The following is a 22,585-nucleotide window of genomic DNA, read 5'->3' as shown; positions in this document are numbered from 1 at the left end:
TTCTGTCAGCTCTTTATTTCATTACGCAAGATTTTCGAAGTATGCCTCCAACGCCTCCAGCTGTTCGCTGGCATCCTCAATGGCGTTGAATGTGCGCCGAAACTGGTCATTTGGAGCGTGCTCCTGGAGATACCAGGATACGTGTTTACGCGCAATTCGGTACCCTTTTGCCTGGCCGTAGTGGTCATGCAGTTCCCGAACATGCGAACAAAGCAAGCGCTTAACCTCTGCCAGAGGCAGCGGGGCAAGCAGCTCCCCAGTGTCCAGATAATGCTGGATTTCCCGAAAGATCCAGGGTCTTCCCTGAGCGGCACGTCCTATCATCAGAGCATCAGCTCCCGTATAGTCGAGCACAGCTCTGGCTTTAAGCGGGTCAGTTATGTCGCCATTCGCGATAATCGGAATGGAAACTTTCTGCTTAACTGCCCGAATGCTGTCGTATTCAGCTTCACCGTTGAACAAACAGGCGCGAGTGCGTCCATGAATGGTCAGGGCCTGAATGCCACAGTCTTCGGCCAGTTGGGCAATCTCTACACAGTTACGGTGTTCCGGCGACCAACCCGTGCGAATCTTCAACGTAACAGGAACGTCCACTGCGCTGACAACCGCCGTCAGGATTGACTTCACCTGGTCGGGGTATTGCAGAAGGGCTGAACCTGCAAGCTTGCGATTCACCTTTTTGGCCGGGCAACCCATATTGATATCAATAATCTGGGCGCCACTTTCCACGTTAATACGCGCGGCATCTGCCATCTCTTCAGGCACGCTTCCGGCAATTTGCACGGTGCGGATACCTGGCTCATCCACGTGCACCATCCGAAGGCGGGACTTGTCGCTTTCCCAAACCTGCGGGTTAGACGACATCATCTCGGAAACGGTTAATCCTGCTCCCATCTCGTAGCACAGCGTCCTGAACGGCCGGTCGGTAATACCTGCCATTGGGGCTGCGATCAGGCGATTTCTAAGCTGGTGGTGTCCGATGCGCATGAGTTAAGAAATGACCATACTGTGACTGCAAGGCGGCGTATATTACGCATTTTTTGCACGAGATGAAAGGCCAAACTTTGAACAATCCTCTGTTGTAGATCAAGGAATCGCCAGTCATTCTTTTCGGATAAGATTATTCGCTATTTAAATCATTGTGTTATGAAGAAATGAACATTTTGTGGGCGCTTACAATTTCCCGTAACTTCTCATCATTTCTGAATAAATGAATCAATTGGCCGGGATAATCTGCTGCGATATGCAGCAGATTATGGCGCTTCTTTGCGATCTGCGTCGCATTTCAGCACAGGATATCAGCGCAAAAAATCGGCTTATTCAACAACCAGACGTCCATGAAGCGGCTGAACCGGGCGGCTGTTTTCGTGGTGCATAGTGTGAGTGAATTTTTGCAGCTGTTCAGCAGAGACGGTCAGCGGATGCTTGAGCACCAACCATGTCACCCCTTCTGAGCACGGTGGCGTGGTCAGGGAGCCGCTAAAACGCCAGTAGGTTTTATCCGCAGGCAGTAATTTATTCATATCGAGGGTTGGCTTAATTGTAACGTTCTGGTCAACCTGTCCTGGCATCACGCCCCAGAGTTTATCCAGTGCAGCGTTTGCCGCGCCCTGATCGAACATAACGGCAACGACCGTCAGTTCGCCGTCAGCGTTTTTATGGACCAGATGCATTTCCATTGCGTATTTTTTACCGTGCACCGTGTTTTCGGAAGGCGCATGGAAATGGAACTGCTGTAATGTCCAGGTCTGTTTATCAAGCGTGATGCTGTCGCGTGTATCGGCATTTTCACTCGCCTGGATAGTATGGCCGTTGTTTGTCAGTGTGACCGGGCCGTCGATATAGTGCGTTTCCAGCGGAGAGATGTGAGCTTTGACCGTATTATCAATGTTAACCGGCGACTGATACACCCCGCTTTTACACGTCTTGTACGCCTCGTCCAGTTCGCCCCAGTGTGCCGGTGCGCCTTCTCCTTGATAGCTCCAGTGTGAGGCGTAAGTTGAAGCCGAAATCACGCTCAGCGCCAGCAGCGCTGCCTTGCCTGAAATGTGTTTCATCGTATTCTTCCTGTGAATTTTATTATCCAAATCAATGATTAACATTATGATTTGTGCGGTTATTTTATCGAAGAAAGGATGAAGGGGGGAGAAAAAACCGAAGGGAAAAGGCGTGGTCAGACGACCACGCCAAAGGCTTATTTTTTACGACCGGTGATGCGACACCACTCTTCTTTCTCGACAACCGGGTCGAGCGCAAAGAGATCGGCGTAGGCTTCACAGACGCTGTCTGCCTGGCTGGCAAGGATACCGGACAGGCCCAGCAGACCGCCTTCAACCGGCAGCACGCTGATTAACGGCGCCAGCTCGCGTAACGGGCCAGCCAGGATATTCGCGACCACCACATCGGCTTTCATGGCCTCTGGCTGTGCATCGGGCAGATACAGTTCAAGGCGATCGGAAACGCCATTACGCTCGGCGTTATCACGGCTGGCCTGAATCGCCTGCGGATCGATGTCGATCCCGATGGCTTTTGCCGCGCCCAGTTTCAGCGCCGCGATAGCGAGGATCCCGGATCCGCAACCGAAGTCGATCACGGTTTTGCCTTCCAGATCCAGGCCATCCAGCCATTGCAGGCACAGGGAGGTTGTCGGGTGGGTACCGGTGCCGAACGCCAGACCCGGATCCAGCATTACGTTGACCGCATTTTCATCGGGAACGTCGCGCCAGCTTGGGCAGATCCACAGACGCTGACCAAACTGCATCGGATGGAAGTTGTCCATCCACTCGCGTTCCCAGTCTTTGTCTTCCAGCTGTTCGATTTTATGCGCGAAACCCGCGCCCAGCAGCGGATGGTTTTCCAGAATCGCCACGACCTCTTTCATGTCGGTTTCTGCATCGAACAGGCCGATAACGTCCGTATCACCCCACAGGCGCGTTTCGCCTGGTAGCGGCTCAAAGACCGGCGTGTCATGCGTGTCCTGGAACGTGATAGAGACCGAACCGGCCTCCATCAGCGCATCACTCAGTTCTTCGGCGTTCGCGCCGGTTGTGTTCAGTTTCAATTGGATCCACGGCATGGCAAAACTCTTTATTTATCAGTAGAAATCAGGGTGGCGGGTGGAACGGGACGGCCAAAACGGTTACCCACCACAAACGCCAGTAAACTTAACAGTAACGAAGGCACGATCGGGTGAAAGCCAAGATACTGAATTTTCAACGTGGCGAGAACGGCATACAGGACGCCCCCGACAATCATGCCGCTTAATGCACCCGCGGCATTCGCGCGTTCCCAGTACAGCCCCAGCACCAGCGGCCACAGGAAAACGGCTTCCAGCCCGCCAAAGGCGAGCAGGTTCAACCAGATGATCATCTCCGGTGGACGCCACGCGGCCAGCAGCAGCAACGCCCCCAGCACCAGGGTAATCACCGCCGACATGCGCTTGAGGCGTCGCTCATTTTCGACCTGTTCAGGGCGCAAATTCAGATAGAGATCTTTAATGATCGTAGCGGAACTTTGCAGCAACTGAGCGTTGATGGTCGACATAATGGCCGCCATGGGTGCGGCGAGGAAAATTCCGGCGGCAAACGGCGGAAGTACTTTCACCATCAGGGTTGGAATGACCAGATCCGGTACGGTAAGGTCAGGGATCACCGCGCGTCCCAGCGCGCCCGCCAGGTGCATACCAAACATCAGGATTGCCACCACAATTGTCCCGATAATAATCCCGCGGTGTACCGCTTTGCTGTCTTTATATGAGATGCAGCGCACGGCGGTATGCGGCAGGCCAATCACGCCAAAGCACACCAGCACCCAGAACGAGGTCATAAAGGTTGGAGAGAGGATGTCATCCGCCCCCTGCGGCGAGACCAGTTTCGGATCGATCGCTTCCAGGGTTTCAACCGCATGGCTCAGGCCCCCTGCGGCATGCACGATACCCACCAGCAGAACGAGAGTGCCAATGAGCATCACCATTCCCTGCATCGTGTCGTTCAGAACGCTGGCACGGAACCCGCCAAACGCGGTGTACAGCGCGATACTCACACCGAAAATGACCAGACCCGTCTCGTAGGGGATCCCGGCTGCCGTTTCCAGCAGACGTGCGCCGCCGATAAACTGCACCGTCATCGCACCAATAAACGCCACCAGCAGACTCAGGCTTGCCAGCCATACCAGCAAGCGACTCTGATAGCGGGCAAACAGCATATCGTTCAGCGTCACGGCATTGTAGCGACGGGCCAGAATGGCAAACTTTTTACCCAGTATGCCCAGAGAGAGCCAGATGGCAGGCAGCTGGATCATGGCCAGCAGTACCCAGCCCAGTCCGTACTTATAAGCGGCGCCCGGGCCACCGATAAACGAGCTGGCGCTGATGTAAGTAGCGGTCAGCGTCATGGCCAGCACGACGCCACCCATTGAGCGGCTCCCGAGGAAATACTCGTTCAGAAAGGTGCCGGTCGAACGTTTACGCATCGCATAAACCGACAGGCCAAACACCAGGAACAGGTAAGCGACAAGCGGCAGAATGACTTCAAGCTGCATCATCGTCCTCCAGGGAGATATCGCGATAGATGAATTTCACCATCGCCCAGCACAGCACAATAAACACCAGCGGCAGCAGCAGGCAGGCCATTTCAAACCAGTGCGGGAGGCCGGTAATGCCAATCGCTGAACCAGGTAAGTAAGCAGTTACTAACCATGCAGCGAGATAGAGAAGGGTCAGCCACAGCGCCCAGCGCGCTTCTTTATGGGCCTGAACAAAACGTTTGTCCATTTTTTGTCCCTTGTGGATGAAGAAAGCGGGGATTGTACATGATGGGGCTTTGCGATCCCCAGAAATAAAAAAGGCCGGATAATCCGGCCTTTTAGCAACACTGGTCTCTTACTTCTCGTTCAGACCGAGTTTTTTCTCCAGGTAGTGGATGTTAGTACCACCATTCTGGAAGTGCTCGTCGCTCATGATGCGCATCTGGAGATCTACGTTGGTTTTGATCCCGTCGATGATCAGCTCCTGAAGGGCGTTCTTCATGCGGGCAATGGCCACGTCACGGTTTTCGCCGTAGCAGATCAGCTTACCGATCATTGAGTCATAATACGGCGGTACGGTGTAACCGGCGTAAATATGGGACTCCCAGCGCACACCAAAGCCACCCGGCGCGTGGAAACGCGTGATTTTACCCGGGCTTGGCAGGAAGGTGTTCGGGTCTTCGGCGTTGATACGGCACTCTACCGCATGGCCTTTAACCACAACTTCTTCCTGTTTGATGGACAGCGGCTGACCGGCTGCGATACGCAGCTGTTCTTTGATCAGGTCAACGCCGGTGATCATTTCGGTCACCGGGTGTTCAACCTGAATACGGGTGTTCATCTCAATGAAGTAGAACTCGCCGTTTTCGAACAGGAACTCAAAGGTACCCGCCCCGCGATAGCCGATATCGACACACGCTTTGGCGCAACGCTCACCGATGTAGCGACGCAGTTCCGGCGTAATGCCCGGCGCTGGCGCTTCTTCGACGACTTTCTGGTGACGACGCTGCATGGAGCAGTCACGTTCAGCCAGATAGATCGCGTTGCCCTGACCGTCAGCCAGCACCTGAATTTCGATGTGGCGTGGGTTTTCCAGGTATTTTTCCATGTACACCATGTCATTGCTGAAAGCCGCTTTCGCTTCCGCTTTGGTCATGGAGATGGACTGCGCCAGTTCAGCATCGCTGCGTACAACGCGCATACCGCGACCGCCGCCGCCGCCAGACGCCTTGATGATAACCGGGTAGCCAATGCGTTTAGCATGGGCGCGGTTAGCATCCATATCGTCGGTCAGCGGGCCGTCAGAGCCCGGTACGGTTGGCACGCCGGCTTTTTTCATCGCGGTGATGGCAGACACTTTGTCACCCATCAAGCGAATGGTGTCGGCTTTCGGGCCAATGAAGATAAAGCCAGAGCGTTCAACCTGCTCAGCAAAGTTGGCGTTCTCAGAGAGGAAACCATAACCCGGGTGAATCGCGACCGCGCCAGTGATTTCGGCGGCGCTGATGATCGCCGGGATGTTCAGATAGCTTTTTACGGACGGAGCCGGACCGATACAGACCGTCTCATCCGCCAGCAATACGTGTTTTAAATCGCGATCCGCGCTTGAGTGCACGGCCACGGTCTTGATGCCCAGTTCTTTACAGGCACGAAGAATACGCAGTGCAATCTCGCCACGGTTGGCGATAACAATTTTATCCAGCATGTTCGCCTCGTTACTCGATGACGACCAGCGGCTCGTCAAATTCTACCGGCTGACCACTTTCGACCAGAATCGCTTTCACAGTACCTGATTTGTCTGCTTCGATCTGGTTCATCATTTTCATGGCTTCAACGATGCACAGGGTATCGCCTACGTTGACTTTCTGACCCACTTCGATGAACGCTTTCGCGTCCGGGCTCGGGGTGCGGTAGAAAGTACCAACCATTGGGGAACGTACGATGTGACCACTGATTTCTGCAGCTGCTGCAGGTGCGGCTTCTGCTGCTGGTGCAACGGCTGCGGAGAGCGCAGGCTGCTGCACTGGCGCAGCATAAGCTTGCTGCATTACCGGGAAGCTAGCGGCTGGGGCTGCACGGCTGATGCGTACAGACTCTTCGCCTTCAGAAATTTCCAGTTCGGAGATGCCTGATTCTTCAACCAGCTCGATCAGTTTTTTAATCTTACGAATATCCATGAGTGGGTTCCGTACTCTTGTTTAGTGTGATTGTGACAAGCGTTTTACCGCTGTCTGTAAAGCGTATGAATAGCCGTCTGCACCCAGCCCACATATCACGCCAGCGGCGATATCTGACAAGTAGGAATGGTGGCGGAACGGCTCTCGGGCGTGCACGTTACTCAGATGGATCTCGATAAACGGGATACTCACCGCGAGCAGTGCGTCGCGTATAGCAACACTGGTGTGCGTAAACGCGGCCGGATTGATCAGGATATAGTCCACAGTGTCTTTAGCCTGATGAATACGGTCGATGATTGCGTACTCCGCGTTTGACTGAAAATGGTCCAAATCCACATTCAGCGAGGCTGCTTCCGTACCCAGACGGTTAACAATTTCGCTCAATGTCAGCGTGCCGTACTTCTCTGGCTCACGGGTGCCGAGCATGTTCAGGTTCGGTCCGTTCAATACTAAAATTTGGAATTTGTCAGCCATTGTGCCGCTATCTCCTGCGATTTTCGGGTAAAAAACAACATATACCCTCAACACGCAATTGTCACCCTTTCAGAGGCCAAAAACCCCTGTCCGGAAAACCGAAGTCGCACATTATAACGATTTCGTAGCATTTGGCAGCTAAATACTGGTCTTATCAGGGAAGATTATCAACCGCTATCCGAAAAAGATTCGCGGCTGATAAATAATCTGCGGGAAAACGCACAGTTTCGTGGACTATCGTACCCACTGGCGGAACTTCTTGTAACGCCATGCTAAAAGGGCCAATGCCAGCAGGGCGTAGATGACCGGCTGAGGAGATAATATCTTCACCGACCACAGGTAATGGATGGGCGCGAGGATCGCGACAAGATAGACGAAGTTGTGCAGCAGTTGCCAGCGCCGTCCCATTTTTCGCTGCGCGTACTGCGTGGATGTCAGCGTCAGCGCCAGCAAAACCAGCCAGCTTACGATACCCAGCGTCAGATAAGGACGCGTAACCAGTTCGCTGCCAAGGAGTGCCAGGTTGTTAATGCCCAGTTCCAGCAGGGCGTAACTGGTGAGATGCAGCGTCGCCCAGGCAAAACACCATAGCCCCAAAAGCCGACGGGTACGTATTAGCAATGGCTGTTTAGCGTAGCGCGCCAGCGGTGAGACGAGCAAGGTCGCCAGCAAAAATTTCAGAGCCATCCGACCCGTAAAATGCTGAATATCTTTAGCCGGATCGGCACTGAACTGTCCCTGGCTGGCTGCCCAAAAGAGCCAGATAAAGGGGAGCAATCCGGCTAAATGCAGGAGTACCTTCAGCCAGGTTATCTGCTTTGCCGTTAAACGCACTTAGAAGTTCTCCCGTAAATTCAGCCCACGATAGAGGGATGCCACCTCATCTGCATAGCCGTTAAACAGCAGCGTTGGCTGGCGTTTAACATCCAGCGCGCCGCCGGAACCGATAAAACGTTCCGTCGCTTGCGACCAGCGTGGATGATCAACGTGCGGGTTAACGTTGGCAAAAAAACCATACTCATCTGGCGCTGCGAGGTTCCAGGTGGTGGGTGGGCGTTCACGGGTGAGCTTAATGCTGACGATCGATTTGATGCCCTTGAAACCGTATTTCCACGGTACGGTCAGGCGAATGGGCGCCCCGTTTTGCGGCGGCAGCGCTTTGCCGTAAACCCCGACGGTGAGCAGCGTAAGCGGATGCATGGCTTCGTCGAGACGTAAACCTTCAACGTAGGGATACTCCAGCCCGCCGCCGATAAACCGATCCTTCTGGCCTGGCATCTCGTCCGGGGCATAGCGCGTCTGGAAGGAAACATACTTCGCGTTGCTGGTGGGCTCAACCAGCGCCAGCAGTTTATGCAAAGGGAAACCTACCCACGGCACCACCATCGACCAGGCTTCCACACAGCGCATACGGTAAATGCGTTCTTCAAGTGGGAAGCGGGTGGTGAGGTCATGATGATCCAGCGTCAGCGGCTTTGCCACTTCGCCATCAATCTTCAGCGTCCAGGGATCGGTTTTCATGCTCCCGGCGTTGGCGGCAGGATCGGCCTTATCGAGGCCAAACTCATAGAAGTTGTTATAGCCGGTGACTTTATCTTCCGGCGTCAACGTCAGTTTATTCTGCCACTGCGCCGGTTTCGTGAAGTTAAGCGGTGCGCCAGAGGGGGCTTTCGGGCGGTCGTTGCCCTTAAACCAGTCGAGCAGATCGGCGTGGGCCGCAGGGGTGAGCGTCAGGGCAGTGGCGCTGATGCCAAGCATTTTCAGGATCTGGCGACGCTGTAGCATAAAGACAGACTCGGACGTTACGTCGGCTTCCGTCAGTTTTCGGGTTTTCATGGCATCCTCCGTCAGGCGTTTTTCTAAGCATGACGGAGGAGGAGGGTTAGCGCGAATATGTCACGAAAATTTGAAGATTAGGCGATTTTAACCAGCGCACGACCGTGGAACTGGTTGTCCATGATTTTATTGGCGTACTCTGGCGCCTGGCTCAGGGTAATCTCAGTGGCGCTCTGCTCATAGAATGAGGCTGGCAGATCCCGCGCCAGACGTTCCCAGGCCTCAGCCCGCCGCTCGGCTGGGGTCATGACCGAATCGACACCCTGAAGACGCACGTTACGCAGAATAAATGGCATCACCGTCGTCGGCAGGGCAAAACCACCCGCCAGACCACAGGCCGCCACGCAGCCACCGTAATTCATTTGCGCCAGCACCTTCGCCAGCACTTTGTCGCCGACGGTATCTACAGCGCCAGCCCAGACCTGTTTTTCCAGCGGACGGGTCTCGGCGAATTCGTCGCGGCTCAGAATACGGCTTGCGCCCAACTGACGTAGATAATCATGCGTACTTTCGCGGCCAGAGACGGCGGCGACCTGGTACCCCAGCTTGTGCAGCAGCGTGACGGCCGTGCTGCCCACGCCACCGCTGGCGCCGGTCACGACAATTTCGCCAGAGTCAGGACGGATCCCGGCCTCTTCCAGCGCCATCACGCAGAGCATGGCGGTGAAACCTGCCGTGCCGACGATCATCGCCTTACGGCCGTCCAGGCCTTTCGGCATCGGGACCAGCCAGTCACCTTTTACGCGCGCCTGCGCTGCCAGTCCTCCCCAGTGGTTTTCACCTACGCCCCAGCCGGTGAGCAGCACCTGCTGTCCGGCGTGAAAACGCGGATCTTCACTGGTATGCACGCGGCCAGCCAAGTCGATGCCTGGCACCATTGGGAAATTTCGGATGATTTTACCTTTTCCCGTAATGGCCAGTGCATCTTTATAGTTCAGGCTTGACCAGTCGATATCTACGGTCACGTCGCCCTCCGGCAGGCGACTCTCGTCAATGGCTTGCACCGAGGCAACGGTTTTGCCGTCCTGCTGTTCTAAGATCAAAGCCTGCATACAGGGTCCTCACTAGGATTGATGATGGGAAAATATGTACTGAAGACTATACTCGCTCAATGAAACGCAGTGCCGATTTAACGCAATAAATTGCCAGATACACCAGGTTTGGTAGTATGCCGCATTTGAAATGCAAGTTAGCGCTCACTTGCGACCCCTTCAACCCACGGAGTAATCTCAAGGATGCGATTAACGACGAAGTTCTCAGCTTTTATCACCTTGCTGACGGGACTGACCATATTTGTCACGCTAATCGGCTGCTCGCTGAGCTTTTATAATGCCATCCAGGATAAGCTGGTTAACCGGGTAGAATCGGTTGCATCGGTTATCGACACTCGCCTGATTACAACCTCCTTCCCGGCACTTTCGCGTGAACTGGATGAGTTAATGGTGCCTGTGGATATCGTGCAGATCGACATTAAACAGGGGAAGCAGACCGTTTTCAGCCATACCCGTCAGGGCAGCTACCGTCCTGCCGGCACGGTAGATCAGTATCGGGACATAACGGTACGCTCACTTAAACATCCGGGTATGACAATCCATCTGATGTACCAGGATCCGATGAGCAACTATTTACGCTCGCTCATGACCACCGCGCCCTTAACCATCGCCGTTGCCTTGATCGTCCTGCTGATTTTCCTCGCCGTTCGCTGGCAGCGTCGTCAACTTTCCGGACAGGAACTGCTGGAAACACGCTCGGTGCGAATACTGAATGGCGAGCGGGGTCCGCAGGTACGGGGATCGGTTTATGAATGGCCATCACGTACCAGTAGCGCCCTGGACGTGCTGCTCTCCGAAATCCAGTTTGCCAGCGATCAGCGTAGCCGTATGGACACGTTGATTCGCTCCTACGCCGCGCAGGATAACAAAACGGGCCTTAACAACCGGCTCTTCTTTGATAATCAGCTGGCTACGCTTCTTGATGATCCCGAAAAGGTGGGGACGCATGGCGTGGTAATGATGATTCGCCTGCCCGACTTCGATCTGCTCCGTGATACCTGGGGCCAGCGCGTGGCGGAAGAGAACCTCTTCACGCTGATTAACCTGCTGTCCACCTTTATTATGCGCTACCCCGGCGCGTTACTGGCACGCTACCACCGCAGCGACTTTGCCGTCTTGCTGCCGCATCGCACCTTAAAGGAGTCCGAGAGTATCGCCAGCCAGCTGTTGAAAGCCGTCGATGCGCTACCCCAGAGCAAAATGCTCGACCGCGACGACATGGTGCATATGGGCATCTGTGCCTGGCGCGGCGGTCAGTCGACGGAGCAGGTGATGGAACATGCAGAAGCGGCCACGCGCAACGCCGTATTGCAGGGGGCGAACGGCTGGGCGGTCTATGATGATACGCTACCGGAAAAAGGGCGCGGCAACGTACGCTGGCGAACCCTGATTGAACAGATGCTGAGCCGGGGTGGACCGCGCATCTATCAAAAACCGGCGGTCATAAAAAATGGTCATGTCCATCATCGTGAGCTGATGTGCCGTATTTTTGACGGGACCGAGGAGGTTATCTCCGCAGAGTATTTGCCGATGGTGCTGCAATTCGGATTGTCCGAAGAGTATGACCGCCAGCAAATCACCCGCCTCATTCCGTTTTTATCGTACTGGCCTGAAGAAAATCTGGCTTTACAGGTGACCGTCGAATCGCTGATCCGTCCGCGTTTTCAGCGTTGGTTACGTGACACGTTAATGCAATGCGAAAAATCGCAACGCAAACGCATTATTTTTGAACTTGCAGAGGCAGATGTAGGTCAACACATCAGCCGGTTGCGCTCGGTTGTGCGTTTAATCAATGCGCTTGGGGCTCGCGTGGCGGTAACACAGGCGGGTCTTACCCTGGTCAGCACCAGCTGGATCAAAGAGCTGGATGTCGAATTATTGAAGCTGCATCCGGGTCTGGTAAGGAATATCGAAAAGCGCACGGAAAACCAGCTGCTGGTACAAAGCCTGGTGGAGGCGTGCAAAGGAACGCAAACGCAAGTATTTGCCGCAGGCGTACGTTCACGCAGTGAATGGCAGATGTTGACAGAGCGCGGCGTGACGGGCGGTCAGGGGGATTTTTTTGCCGCCTCTCAGCCGCTTGACACCAATGTGAAAAAATATTTGCAAAGATACTCTGTTTGACCTGCCGTTTACTTTGTTTTCACGTAGAATATCGCGCCTGTAGCTTTGAGTAAGACGAGCATAAAAGCCAGTGAACGACCTTTTATAGGTTACAAGTGAAAGTGAGGGACGCTGCTGTTTACTCAGCCCTGAGGGATTCAGGGGATGAATTTGTAACAAAGGAAACGTGCTGCACTAATTTTCACCGTAGCAGACGATTTTTGCGCCTTGTCGCTGCTGCGTGTGGTTGGTAAAGTAAGCGGATTTTGTTTTCCGCCCCAGCTTTCAGGATTATCCCTTAGTATGTTGAAAAAATTTCGTGGCATGTTTTCCAATGACCTGTCCATTGACCTGGGTACCGCGAATACCCTTATCTATGTAAAAGGACAAGGCATCGTATTGAATGAGCCTTCCGTTGTGGCCATTCGTCAGGATCGTGCTGGCTCGCCAAAAAGCGTGGCCGCAGTAGGCCATGATGCGAAGCAGATGCTGGGCCGTACGCCGGGCAACATTGCCGCGATCCGCCCAATGAAAGATGGCGTTATTGCTGACTTCTTCGTGACCGAAAAAATGCTTCAGCACTTCATCAAGCAGGTTCACAGCAACAGCTTCATGCGCCCAAGCCCGCGCGTACTGGTGTGTGTGCCGGTTGGCGCAACCCAGGTTGAACGCCGTGCAATCCGTGAATCCGCTCAGGGTGCCGGTGCGCGTGAAGTGTTCCTGATTGAAGAACCGATGGCTGCGGCAATTGGTGCGGGTCTGCCGGTTTCTGAAGCAACCGGTTCTATGGTGGTGGATATCGGTGGCGGTACCACTGAAGTGGCCGTTATCTCCCTGAACGGCGTGGTGTACTCCTCTTCCGTGCGTATCGGCGGCGACCGTTTCGACGAAGCCATCATTAATTACGTTCGCCGTAACTACGGCTCTCTGATCGGTGAAGCGACCGCAGAGCGCATCAAGCATGAAATCGGTTCTGCCTATCCGGGTGATGAAGTTCGCGAGATCGAAGTTCGCGGTCGTAACCTGGCAGAAGGCGTGCCACGCGGATTCACCCTGAACTCCAACGAAATCCTGGAAGCGTTGCAGGAGCCGCTGACCGGCATCGTGAGCGCGGTGATGGTAGCGCTGGAACAGTGCCCGCCAGAGCTGGCCTCCGATATCTCCGAGCGCGGTATGGTTCTGACCGGTGGTGGTGCGCTGCTGCGTAACCTCGACCGCCTGTTAATGGAAGAGACAGGTATTCCTGTCGTAGTTGCAGAAGATCCACTGACTTGCGTCGCCCGTGGTGGTGGCAAGGCGCTGGAAATGATCGACATGCACGGCGGCGACTTGTTTAGCGAAGAGTAGTCGGGTGTGAGAGGGTAGCAAATGGCTACCCTTTCTCTCTGACGCGAGAATACGCATAGCCTATGAAGCCAATTTTTAGCCGTGGCCCGTCGCTACAGTTTCGCCTGATCCTGGCGGTTCTGGTGGCGCTCGGGGTCATTATTGCCGATAGCCGCCTCGGTACGTTCAGCCAGATCCGAACGTACATGGATACCGCCGTCAGTCCTTTCTACTTTATTTCAAATGGTCCCCGTGAACTGCTCGACTCCGTGTCGCAAACGCTTTCATCGCGTGACCAGCTCGAACTCGAAAACCGTGCATTACGCCAGGAACTGCTGCTGAAAAACAGCGAGCTACTGATGCTGGGGCAATATAAGCAGGAAAACGCGCGTCTGCGGGAACTGCTTGGCTCGCCGCTGCGCCAGGATGAACAGAAAATGGTCACCCAGGTGATCTCCACCGTAAACGATCCATACAGCGATCAGGTGGTGATTGATAAAGGCAGCGTGAACGGCGTATACGAAGGTCAGCCTGTCATCAGCGATAAAGGCGTTGTGGGCCAGGTCGTGGCGGTTGCCAAACTGACCAGCCGTGTGCTGCTGATTTGCGATGCCACCCATGCACTGCCGATTCAGGTGCTGCGTAACGATATTCGCGTAATTGCCGCCGGTAATGGTTGTACGGACGATCTGCAACTGGAACACCTGCCCGCCAACACGGATATCCGCGTGGGTGACGTGCTGGTGACGTCTGGTCTGGGCGGTCGTTTCCCTGAAGGCTACCCGGTTGCGGTTGTCTCTTCCGTGAAGCTCGACACTCAACGTGCCTACACCGTGATCCAGGCGCGTCCAACGGCTGGCTTGCAGCGTTTACGCTACCTGCTGCTGCTATGGGGCGCCGATCGCAACGGCGCTAACCCGATGACGCCGGAAGATGTGCATCGCGTGGCCAATGAGCGCCTGATGCAGATGATGCCGCAGGTGCTGCCTGCGCCGGATGCAATGGGGCCACCTGCGCCCGTACCGGCTCCGGCGACGGGGTTAACGCAGCCGCTACCGGATGCGCCGCCACCGCCGCAAGTCTCGGGTGGAGGGCAGTAGTGGCCAGTTATCGTAGCCAGGGGCGCTGGGTAATCTGGCTCTCATTCCTCGTTGCATTGTTGCTGCAAATTATGCCCTGGCCGGACGACATTCTTGTTTTCCGGCCAAACTGGGTATTACTCATTTTGCTCTACTGGATCCTTGCCCTGCCGCACCGCGTAAATGTCGGCACAGGTTTTGTGATGGGTGCCATACTGGATCTTATCAGTGGCTCTACGCTTGGCGTCCGCGCCTTATCCATGAGCATTATTGCGTATCTCGTTGCACTCAAATTCCAGCTCTTTCGTAACCTTGCGCTCTGGCAACAGGCGCTGGTGGTGATGTTGTTGTCGCTCGCTGCGGATATCGTTGTTTTCTGGGCAGAGTTTTTAGTGATCAACGTCTCTTTCCGACCGGAAGTGTTCTGGAGTAGTGTAGTAAACGGTGTGCTCTGGCCGTGGCTGTTCCTGCTGATGCGTAAAATTCGCCAGCAGTTTGCCGTGCAATAAAAGGTTTCTATGACGTCTTTGTATCTTGCCTCCGGTTCTCCGCGTCGCCAGGAACTGCTCGCGCAGTTGGGTGTATCCTTCGAACGCATCGTTACCGGTATCGAAGAAAAACGTGCTGAGGGCGAAAGCGCTCAGCAGTATGTCTCCCGTCTGGCGCGTGAAAAAGCGCAGGCGGGCGTTGCATGCGTGCCGCGTGACTTACCGGTGCTGGGGGCCGATACCATCGTCATTCTCAATGGTGAGGTGCTTGAGAAACCCCGCGACGCAGACCATGCTGCGCGGATGCTGCGTAACATGTCCGGACAAACCCATCAGGTGATGACGGCGGTAGCGCTGGCAGACAGCCAGTACGTTCTGGATTGCCTTGTGGTAACGGAAGTGACGTTCAGAGTCCTCACCGACGAGGAGATCGCCGGCTATGTCGCCAGCGGTGAACCTATGGATAAAGCAGGTGCATACGGTATTCAAGGGTTGGGTGGCTGTTTTGTCAGGAAGATAAATGGCAGCTATCACGCCGTAGTCGGCTTACCGCTGGTGGAAACGTATGAGTTGCTGAGCAATTTTAACTCACTGCGTGAGGGAAGGGATAATTATGACGGCTGAATTGTTGGTAAACGTAACGCCATCGGAAACCCGTGTGGCCTACATTGATGGTGGCATTCTTCAGGAAATTCATATTGAGCGTGAAGCGCGGCGCGGAATCGTAGGCAATATCTACAAAGGTCGTGTCAGTCGTGTACTGCCGGGTATGCAGGCGGCTTTTGTAGATATTGGGCTCGATAAAGCGGCGTTTTTACACGCCTCCGACATCATGCCGCATACCGAATGCGTGGCAGGCGAAGAGCAAAAACAGTTTGCCGTGCGCGACATCTCTGAGCTGGTGCGTCAGGGCCAGGATCTGATGGTGCAGGTGGTAAAAGATCCGCTGGGCACCAAAGGCGCGCGTCTGACCACCGACATCACCCTTCCTTCACGTTATCTGGTCTTTATGCCGGGGGCGTCGCACGTCGGCGTGTCACAGCGTATTGAGAGCGAAAGCGAGCGTGAACGCCTGAAAAAGGTGGTCAGCGCCTACTGCGACGAGCAGGGCGGGTTTATTATCCGTACCGCAGCGGAAGGGATCAGCGAAGAAGACCTGGCCTCGGATGCGGCCTATCTGAAGCGCGTCTGGACCAAAGTGATGGAGCGTAAAAAACGCAACCAGACCCGCTACCGGCTGTACGGTGAGCTGGCGCTCGCTCAGCGCGTATTGCGTGATTTCGCCGATGCGCAGCTCGACCGAATCCGCGTGGACTCGCGTCTGACGTACGAAGCCTTACTGGAGTTCACCGCCGAGTACATCCCGGAAATGCCGGGGCTGCTGGAGCATTACACCGGACGCCAGCCGATATTTGATCTCTATGACGTTGAAAACGAAATCCAGCGTGCGCTGGAGCGTAAGGTTGAGCTGAAATCGGGTGGCTATCTGATTATTGATCAGACCGAAGCGATGACCACCGTCGACATCAACACCGGCGCGTTTGTCGGCCATCGCAACCTCGATGACACCATCTTTAATACCAATATTGAAGCGACGCAGGCCATCGCACGCCAGCTTCGCCTGCGTAATCTGGGCGGTATTATCATCATCGACTTTATCGATATGAATAATGAAGATCACCGCCGTCGCGTGCTGCACTCCCTGGAGCAGGCGCTGAGTAAAGATCGCGTGAAAACCAGCATCAATGGCTTCTCGCAGCTCGGTCTGGTGGAAATGACCCGGAAACGGACCCGCGAAAGCGTGGAACATGTCCTGTGTAATGAGTGTCCAACCTGCCATGGACGCGGAACGGTAAAGACGGTGGAGACGGTCTGCTACGAGATCATGCGTGAGATTGTCCGTGTCCATCATGCCTACGACTCAGACCGTTTTCTGGTCTATGCTTCCCCTGCGGTGGCAGAGGCCCTGAAAGGGGAAGAGTCGCACGCGCTGGCGGAAGTGGAAATCTTTGTCGGCAAACAGGTAAAAGTGCAAATTGAGCCGCTCTATAACCAGGAGCAGTTTGACGTCGTCATGATGTAAACGCAGTTCGCTGCGAGATTTAAGGCTGACAAGGAGAGACGCGTGAGGCGATTGCCGGGGATTTTACTGCTTACAGGGGCAACGCTGGTCGTGATTGTCGCGTTGCTCGTGAGCGGGCTGCGTCTCGCCTTGCCGCATCTGGACAGCTGGCGGCCGCAGATCCTGGCAAAAATCGAATCTGCCACCGGTCTGCCGGTGGACGTGAGCCATATCGAGGCAAGCTGGCAGAACTTTGGCCCGACGCTTGATGCGCGGGATATCAGCGCCAGCCTGAAAGATGGCGGCCATCTTAAAATCAAACGCGTCACCCTGGCGCTGGATGTCTGGCAAAGCCTGCTGCATCTGCGCTGGCAGTTTCGCGATCTCACCTTCTGGCAACTTCAGCTGATGACCAACACGCCGCTGCAAAGCGGCGACAGCGATCGTGGGCTGGAAACCAGCCGTATCAGCGATCTCTTCCTGCGTCAGTTCGATCATTTCGATCTCCGCGACAGCGAAGTGAGCTTTATAACCCTTTCCGGACAGCGCGCTGAGCTGGCGATCCCACAGCTGACCTGGCTAAACGGGAAAGATCGCCACCGCGCCGAGGGGCAGGTGAATCTCTCCAGCCTGAACGGGCAGCACGGCGTTATGCAGGTGCGGATGGATCTGCGCGACGACAATGGCCTGCTGAACAACGGCAGGGTGTGGCTACAGGCGGACGATGTGGACGTGAAGCCGTGGCTGGGTGAGTGGCTACAGCAGAACATGCAGCTGGAAACCGCGCGCTTCAGCCTGGAAGGCTGGATGACCCTGACGAACGGGGCGTTCGCCAGCGGCGATATCTGGCTTAAGCAGGGGGGCGCGAGCTGGAAGGGGGAAAACCATCAGCATCAGCTTTCCGTCGATAACCTCACCGCACACGTGACGCAGGATAAAGGCGGCTGGCAGTTCGCTATTCCGGATACGCGCATCTCCATGGATAACAAACCCTGGCCGCGCGGCGCACTGACGCTGGCGTGGATGCCGGAGCAGGACGTCGGCGGGATAAACGGTAAACGCAGCGATGAGCTGCGTATCCGCGCCAGTAACCTGGATCTGACGGCGATCGAAGGGCTGCGTTCAATGGCCGCAAAACTCTCCCCGGAGCTGGGCGAAATCTGGCTGGCGACGCAGCCGAGCGGGCAGATAAACCGGCTGGCGCTGGATATTCCGCTCCAGGCCACGGAAAAAACGCGTTTTCAGGCGGCATGGAAAAATCTCGCATGGAAACAGTGGAAGCTGCTGCCGGGTGCCGAGCACTTCAGCGGTAAACTGGAAGGAAGCGTGGAAAACGGCAGGCTGACGGCAGAAATGCAGGAAGCAAAAATGCCGTACGAAACGGTCTTCCGTGCGCCACTGGAGATCGAAAAGGGAAACGCCACCCTTAACTGGCTGAAGAATGACAAAGGTTTTCAGCTCGATGGTCGCGATATTGATGTAAAAGCCAAAGCGGTACATGCCCGCGGTAATTTCCGTTATCTACAGCCTGAAGGCGATGAGCCGTGGCTGGGCATTCTGGCAGGCATCAGCACAGATGACGGTTCGCAGGCGTGGCGCTACTTCCCGGAAAACCTGATGGGGAAAGCGCTGGTAGACTATCTCAGCGGCGCCATTCAGGGCGGTCAGGCGGACAACGCCACGCTGGTCTACGGCGGCAATCCGCACCTGTTCCCGTATAAGCATAACGAAGGCCAGTTCCAGGTTCTGGTGCCGCTACGCAACGCCACCTATGCCTTCCAGCCGGACTGGCCCGCGCTGAAGAATCTGAATATCGAACTCAACTTCCTGAATGACGGCTTGTGGATGAAGACGGACAGCGTTGCGCTGGGCGGCGTAACGGCAAACAACCTGACGGCAAACATCCCGGATTACTCCAAAGAGAAACTGCTGATTGATGCGGATATTAAGGGGCCGGGTAAAGCGGTTGGCCCGTATTTTGAAGATACGCCGCTGGATGACTCCCTGGCGGCCACTCTCCAGCAGTTGCAGTTAGATGGTGATGTGAATGCTCGCTTACATCTGGATATCCCGCTCGACGGTGAAATGACCACCGCCAAAGGCGACGTTCGTCTGAACAATAACAGCCTCTATATCAAGCCGCTGGACAGCACGCTGAAAAACCTTAGCGGTCAGTTCAGCTTTGTTAACGGCAATCTGAAAAGTAAGCCGCTGAAAGCGACCTGGTTCAATCAACCCGTCAATATCGATTTCTCCACCACCGAGGGCGATAAAGCCTACCAGGTGGCGGTCAATATGGACGCGAACTGGCAGCCGTCACGCATGGATGTTCTGCCGAAGCCGATTGAGAATGCGGTGGACGGCGCGGTGTCATGGAATGGCAAGGTCGCCATCGACCTGCCTTATCATGCTGGTGCGCGCTATAACGTCGACATTACGGGCGATCTAAAAAACCTCAGTAGCCAGCTTCCCGCACCGCTGAACAAGAAAAGCGGTGAAGCACTGCCCGTCAACGTAAAGGTTGCGGGCAACCTCAACAGCTTTGATTTAACCGGAAACGCTGGCGGAACAAACCACTTCAACAGCCGCTGGCTGCTTAACCGCAAGCTGACGCTGGACAGGGCGATCTGGACGACGGACAGCCGTACCACGCCGCCGCTGCCGGAGCAGGCGGGCATTGAACTGAATCTCCCGCCGATGGATGGCGCAGAGTGGCTGGCACTGTTTCAGAAAGGTGTCGGGCAAAACGTCGACCAAACGGCGCAGTTCCCGCAGTCCATTACCTTGCGCACGCCTGCGCTGACGCTGGGTGGGCAGCAGTGGAACAACCTGAGTATTGTCTCCCGGCCGACGGTGAACGGCTCAAAGGTCGAGGCGCAGGGGCGTGAAATTAACGGTTCGTTGACGATGCGCGATAACGCGCCATGGCAGGCGGCTATCCGTTATCTCTATTACAACCCGACCTTTACGGCGTCTAAAACACAGTCGACAAGTACGTCTCCTTTCAGCAGCAGTGGAACGTCGCGCGTGGATTTCAGCAACTGGCCCGATCTCCAGCTGCGCTGTGCGGAGTGCTGGCTGTGGGGACAGAAATATGGCCGTATCGACGGTGATTTTGCTATTCAGGGCAATACGCTGAGCCTCTCTGGTGGGCTGGTGGATACCGGCTTTGGCCGCATGACCGCCGCTGGCGAGTGGGTGAACAAACCGGGTGAACAGCGCACCTCGCTGAAGGGCGATATTAAAGGCAACAAGCTGGACTCCGCGGCTAACTTCTTTGGGATCAGCACGCCGCTTCGCGGATCGTCCTTCGATGTGAATTACGATCTGCACTGGCGCGCGGCACCGTGGCAGCCGGACGTTGCCTCGCTGAACGGTATCCTCAGAACCCGTTTTGGTAAGGGACAAATTGCCGATGTTAGCACCGGTCATGCAGGGCAAATACTGCGCCTGCTGAGCTTTGACGCGCTGCTGCGCAAGCTGCGCTTCGATTTCAGCGATACCTTCAACGACGGTTTCTATTATGACTCCATTCGCGGAACGGCCTGGATCAAGGACGGCGTGATGCATACCGATGATACGCTGCTGGACGGCCTGGAAGCGGACATCGCCATGAAAGGATCAGTGAACCTCGTGCGCCGGGAGCTGGATATGGAAGCGGTTGTTGCCCCGGAAATCTCCGCTACAGTGGGTGTCGCTACCGCTTTTGTGGTCAATCCGATAATCGGCGCGGCGGTATTTGCCGCCAGCAAAGTGCTGGGGCCGCTCTGGAGCAAAGTCTCGATTCTGCGTTACCGCATTACGGGCCCAATCGATAAACCGCAGATTAATGAAGTGCTGCGCCAGCCGCGCAAAGAAGCACAGCAATGATTTGACGTGGGCAGGTAATTGCCTCACTCTCAATAATATTGATTTTATACCGCCACTGGCGGCAACGAACGAGTAGCAATACGATGAGTCTGAACCTGGTAAGTGAACATTTGCTCGCAGCGAACGGCCTGAGCCATCAGGACCTGTTCTCCATTCTTGGTCAACTGACCGAACGCCGCCTCGACTACGGCGATCTCTATTTCCAGTCGAGCTATCACGAATCCTGGGTTTTAGAAGACAGCATCATTAAAGATGGTTCTTATAACATTGACCAGGGCGTCGGCGTGCGCGCCGTCAGCGGCGAAAAAACCGGTTTTGCTTATGCAGACCAGATAAGCCTGGCCGCGCTGGAGCAGAGCGCGCAGGCGGCGCGAACCATTGTGCGTGATACCGGCGACGGTCGCGTGAAAACCCTGGGTGAAGTGCAGCACGCTGCGCTTTATACCAGCATCGACCCACTGCAAAGCATGAGCCGCGAAGAGAAGCTGGACATCCTGCGTCGCGTGGACAAAGTGGCTCGCGCGGCGGATAAACGCGTGCAGGAAGTCTCTGCCAGTCTGAGCGGGGTCTATGAACTGATCCTGGTGGCGGCGACGGACGGTACGCTGGCCGCCGACGTGCGTCCTCTTGTGCGCCTCTCTATCAGCGTGCAGGTGGAAGACGACGGCAAGCGCGAGCGCGGCTCAAGCGGTGGCGGCGGTCGTTTTGGCTACGACTGGTTCCTCGGCGACGTTGACGGCGAAGCGCGCGCGGATGCGTGGGCAAAAGAAGCCGTGCGCATGGCGCTGGTCAACCTGTCTGCCGTGGCGGCACCTGCCGGTACGCTGCCGGTGGTTCTGGGCGCAGGCTGGCCTGGCGTGTTGCTGCACGAAGCGGTCGGTCACGGCCTGGAGGGGGATTTCAACCGTCGCGGGACGTCCGTATTCAGCGGTCAGATGGGGCAGCTAGTCTCCTCCGAACTGTGTACCGTGGTGGATGATGGCACCATGCTCGACCGTCGCGGCTCGATTTCTATCGACGATGAAGGCACGCCGGGCCAGTACAACGTGCTGATCGAAAATGGCGTACTGAAAGGTTACATGCAGGACAAGCTTAACGCGCGTCTGATGGGCGTTGCGCCAACGGGTAACGGTCGTCGCGAATCCTACGCACACCTGCCGATGCCGCGCATGACCAACACCTACATGCTGCCGGGTAAATCCACGCCGCAGGAGATTATCGAATCCGTTGATTACGGGATCTTCGCGCCGAACTTTGGCGGCGGCCAGGTGGATATCACCTCCGGTAAATTTGTCTTCTCTACCTCAGAGGCGTATCTGATTGAGAAGGGCAAAGTGACCAAAGCGGTAAAAGGGGCGACGCTGATCGGATCCGGGATTGAAGCAATGCAGCAGATCTCCATGGTCGGTAACGATCTGAAGCTGGATAACGGCGTGGGCGTTTGCGGCAAAGAGGGTCAGAGCCTGCCGGTAGGCGTGGGCCAGCCAACCCTGAAGGTCGATAACCTGACGGTGGGCGGCACGGCGTAATTTTTTCATTTTCCCCTCACCCTAACCCTCTCCCCAACGGGGAGAGGGGACTGCTCCGTGCCGTC

General features: G+C 55.6%; 19 protein-coding genes. 8 read left to right on the top strand and 11 right to left on the bottom strand.

Annotated elements, in window-relative coordinates; all coding sequences use genetic code 11:
* Nucleotides 1–21: 21 nt before the first annotated feature.
* From dusB to L350_RS04560, 11 genes are all read right to left on the bottom strand, one after another.
* Complete coding sequence (gene dusB / locus L350_RS04510; RefSeq protein WP_006812176.1) at nucleotides 22–987, bottom strand: tRNA dihydrouridine synthase DusB; 966 nt, start codon at nucleotides 985–987, stop codon at nucleotides 22–24.
* A 329-nt stretch (nucleotides 988–1,316) separates the two neighbouring features.
* Entirely contained in the window at nucleotides 1,317–2,057 is a 741-nt protein-coding gene (locus tag L350_RS04515; RefSeq protein ID WP_032626461.1) for a carbonic anhydrase, read from the bottom strand.
* Between the two features lie 137 nt (nucleotides 2,058–2,194).
* Nucleotides 2,195–3,076 carry a 50S ribosomal protein L11 methyltransferase gene (gene prmA, locus L350_RS04520; RefSeq protein WP_022649571.1) on the bottom strand — a complete coding sequence of 294 codons (882 nt, stop codon included), beginning with the start codon at nucleotides 3,074–3,076 and terminating at the stop codon, nucleotides 2,195–2,197.
* Between the two features lie 11 nt (nucleotides 3,077–3,087).
* Nucleotides 3,088–4,539, bottom strand: coding sequence for a sodium/pantothenate symporter (panF, locus tag L350_RS04525; protein ID WP_022649570.1), 1,452 nt, complete (start codon nucleotides 4,537–4,539; stop codon nucleotides 3,088–3,090).
* Nucleotides 4,529–4,771, bottom strand: coding sequence for a YhdT family protein (locus tag L350_RS04530; RefSeq protein WP_032626459.1), 243 nt, complete (start codon nucleotides 4,769–4,771; stop codon nucleotides 4,529–4,531). The genes panF and L350_RS04530 overlap by 11 nt, the downstream gene beginning before the upstream one ends.
* 108 nt (nucleotides 4,772–4,879) lie before the next feature.
* Nucleotides 4,880–6,229, bottom strand: coding sequence for an acetyl-CoA carboxylase biotin carboxylase subunit (accC, locus tag L350_RS04535; RefSeq protein ID WP_003860388.1), 1,350 nt, complete (start codon nucleotides 6,227–6,229; stop codon nucleotides 4,880–4,882).
* Nucleotides 6,230–6,239: 10 nt separating this feature from the next.
* Entirely contained in the window at nucleotides 6,240–6,701 is a 462-nt protein-coding gene (accB, locus tag L350_RS04540; RefSeq protein WP_010436174.1) for an acetyl-CoA carboxylase biotin carboxyl carrier protein, read from the bottom strand.
* A gap of 21 nt (nucleotides 6,702–6,722) precedes the next feature.
* Complete coding sequence (aroQ, locus tag L350_RS04545) at nucleotides 6,723–7,175, bottom strand: type II 3-dehydroquinate dehydratase (RefSeq protein WP_022649568.1); 453 nt, start codon at nucleotides 7,173–7,175, stop codon at nucleotides 6,723–6,725.
* Between the two features lie 234 nt (nucleotides 7,176–7,409).
* Nucleotides 7,410–8,009 carry a protein-methionine-sulfoxide reductase heme-binding subunit MsrQ gene (gene msrQ, locus L350_RS04550; RefSeq protein WP_022649567.1) on the bottom strand — a complete coding sequence of 200 codons (600 nt, stop codon included), beginning with the start codon at nucleotides 8,007–8,009 and terminating at the stop codon, nucleotides 7,410–7,412.
* Nucleotides 8,010–9,011, bottom strand: a complete 1,002-nt coding sequence (msrP, locus tag L350_RS04555) for a protein-methionine-sulfoxide reductase catalytic subunit MsrP (protein WP_032626457.1) — start codon at nucleotides 9,009–9,011, stop codon at nucleotides 8,010–8,012.
* Nucleotides 9,012–9,088: 77 nt separating this feature from the next.
* The gene (locus L350_RS04560; RefSeq protein ID WP_023298743.1) at nucleotides 9,089–10,063 is read right to left on the bottom strand and encodes an acrylyl-CoA reductase (NADPH); all 975 of its coding nucleotides are present in this window, start codon (nucleotides 10,061–10,063) and stop codon (nucleotides 9,089–9,091) included.
* A gap of 183 nt (nucleotides 10,064–10,246) precedes the next feature.
* Here L350_RS04560 and csrD point away from each other — a divergent pair, with 183 nt between their 5' ends.
* From csrD to tldD, 8 genes are all read left to right on the top strand, one after another.
* Nucleotides 10,247–12,187 carry an RNase E specificity factor CsrD gene (gene csrD, locus L350_RS04565; protein WP_022649564.1) on the top strand — a complete coding sequence of 647 codons (1,941 nt, stop codon included), beginning with the start codon at nucleotides 10,247–10,249 and terminating at the stop codon, nucleotides 12,185–12,187.
* A 282-nt stretch (nucleotides 12,188–12,469) separates the two neighbouring features.
* Nucleotides 12,470–13,513 (top strand): rod shape-determining protein MreB, encoded by a 1,044-nt coding sequence (gene mreB, locus L350_RS04570; protein WP_000913396.1) that lies wholly within the window; start codon nucleotides 12,470–12,472, stop codon nucleotides 13,511–13,513.
* Nucleotides 13,514–13,575: 62 nt separating this feature from the next.
* A complete protein-coding gene (gene mreC, locus L350_RS04575; RefSeq protein ID WP_003860400.1) occupies nucleotides 13,576–14,592 on the top strand; it encodes a rod shape-determining protein MreC in 1,017 nt (338 codons plus the stop codon).
* Complete coding sequence (mreD, locus tag L350_RS04580) at nucleotides 14,592–15,080, top strand: rod shape-determining protein MreD (protein WP_003860402.1); 489 nt, start codon at nucleotides 14,592–14,594, stop codon at nucleotides 15,078–15,080. The genes mreC and mreD overlap by 1 nt, the downstream gene beginning before the upstream one ends.
* A 9-nt stretch (nucleotides 15,081–15,089) precedes the next feature.
* Nucleotides 15,090–15,683, top strand: coding sequence for a Maf family protein (locus L350_RS04585; protein WP_023307082.1), 594 nt, complete (start codon nucleotides 15,090–15,092; stop codon nucleotides 15,681–15,683).
* Entirely contained in the window at nucleotides 15,673–17,142 is a 1,470-nt protein-coding gene (gene rng / locus L350_RS04590; protein WP_003860405.1) for a ribonuclease G, read from the top strand. Before L350_RS04585 ends, rng begins: the two co-directional genes overlap by 11 nt.
* A gap of 42 nt (nucleotides 17,143–17,184) precedes the next feature.
* Nucleotides 17,185–20,991, top strand: coding sequence for an AsmA2 domain-containing protein YhdP (gene yhdP / locus L350_RS04595; protein ID WP_032626453.1), 3,807 nt, complete (start codon nucleotides 17,185–17,187; stop codon nucleotides 20,989–20,991).
* Between the two features lie 83 nt (nucleotides 20,992–21,074).
* A complete protein-coding gene (gene tldD, locus L350_RS04600; protein WP_022649562.1) occupies nucleotides 21,075–22,520 on the top strand; it encodes a metalloprotease TldD in 1,446 nt (481 codons plus the stop codon).
* Nucleotides 22,521–22,585: the final 65 nt, after the last annotated feature.

It is taken from the genome of Enterobacter sp. MGH 4 (assembly GCF_000534735.1).
GTDB classification, from domain to species: domain Bacteria; phylum Pseudomonadota; class Gammaproteobacteria; order Enterobacterales; family Enterobacteriaceae; genus Enterobacter; species Enterobacter intestinihominis.
Note: the sequence above shows the minus strand (reverse complement) of the source record. Positions and strands in the feature narration are given on the sequence as shown.

Excerpts from the sequence above, each read along its gene's own strand:
- dusB (WP_006812176.1), bottom strand. The coding sequence starts at position 987 with ATGCGCATCGGACACCACCAGCTTAGAAATCGCCTGATCGCAGCCCCA.
- L350_RS04515 (WP_032626461.1), bottom strand. The coding sequence starts at position 2,057 with ATGAAACACATTTCAGGCAAGGCAGCGCTGCTGGCGCTGAGCGTGATT.
- prmA (WP_022649571.1), bottom strand. The coding sequence starts at position 3,076 with ATGCCGTGGATCCAATTGAAACTGAACACAACCGGCGCGAACGCCGAA.
- panF (WP_022649570.1), bottom strand. The coding sequence starts at position 4,539 with ATGCAGCTTGAAGTCATTCTGCCGCTTGTCGCTTACCTGTTCCTGGTG.
- L350_RS04530 (WP_032626459.1), bottom strand. The coding sequence starts at position 4,771 with ATGGACAAACGTTTTGTTCAGGCCCATAAAGAAGCGCGCTGGGCGCTG.
- accC (WP_003860388.1), bottom strand. The coding sequence starts at position 6,229 with ATGCTGGATAAAATTGTTATCGCCAACCGTGGCGAGATTGCACTGCGT.
- accB (WP_010436174.1), bottom strand. The coding sequence starts at position 6,701 with ATGGATATTCGTAAGATTAAAAAACTGATCGAGCTGGTTGAAGAATCA.
- aroQ (WP_022649568.1), bottom strand. The coding sequence starts at position 7,175 with ATGGCTGACAAATTCCAAATTTTAGTATTGAACGGACCGAACCTGAAC.
- msrP (WP_032626457.1), bottom strand. The coding sequence starts at position 9,011 with ATGAAAACCCGAAAACTGACGGAAGCCGACGTAACGTCCGAGTCTGTC.
- L350_RS04560 (WP_023298743.1), bottom strand. The coding sequence starts at position 10,063 with ATGCAGGCTTTGATCTTAGAACAGCAGGACGGCAAAACCGTTGCCTCG.
- csrD (WP_022649564.1), top strand. The coding sequence starts at position 10,247 with ATGCGATTAACGACGAAGTTCTCAGCTTTTATCACCTTGCTGACGGGA.
- mreB (WP_000913396.1), top strand. The coding sequence starts at position 12,470 with ATGTTGAAAAAATTTCGTGGCATGTTTTCCAATGACCTGTCCATTGAC.
- mreC (WP_003860400.1), top strand. The coding sequence starts at position 13,576 with ATGAAGCCAATTTTTAGCCGTGGCCCGTCGCTACAGTTTCGCCTGATC.
- L350_RS04585 (WP_023307082.1), top strand. The coding sequence starts at position 15,090 with ATGACGTCTTTGTATCTTGCCTCCGGTTCTCCGCGTCGCCAGGAACTG.
- rng (WP_003860405.1), top strand. The coding sequence starts at position 15,673 with ATGACGGCTGAATTGTTGGTAAACGTAACGCCATCGGAAACCCGTGTG.
- tldD (WP_022649562.1), top strand. The coding sequence starts at position 21,075 with ATGAGTCTGAACCTGGTAAGTGAACATTTGCTCGCAGCGAACGGCCTG.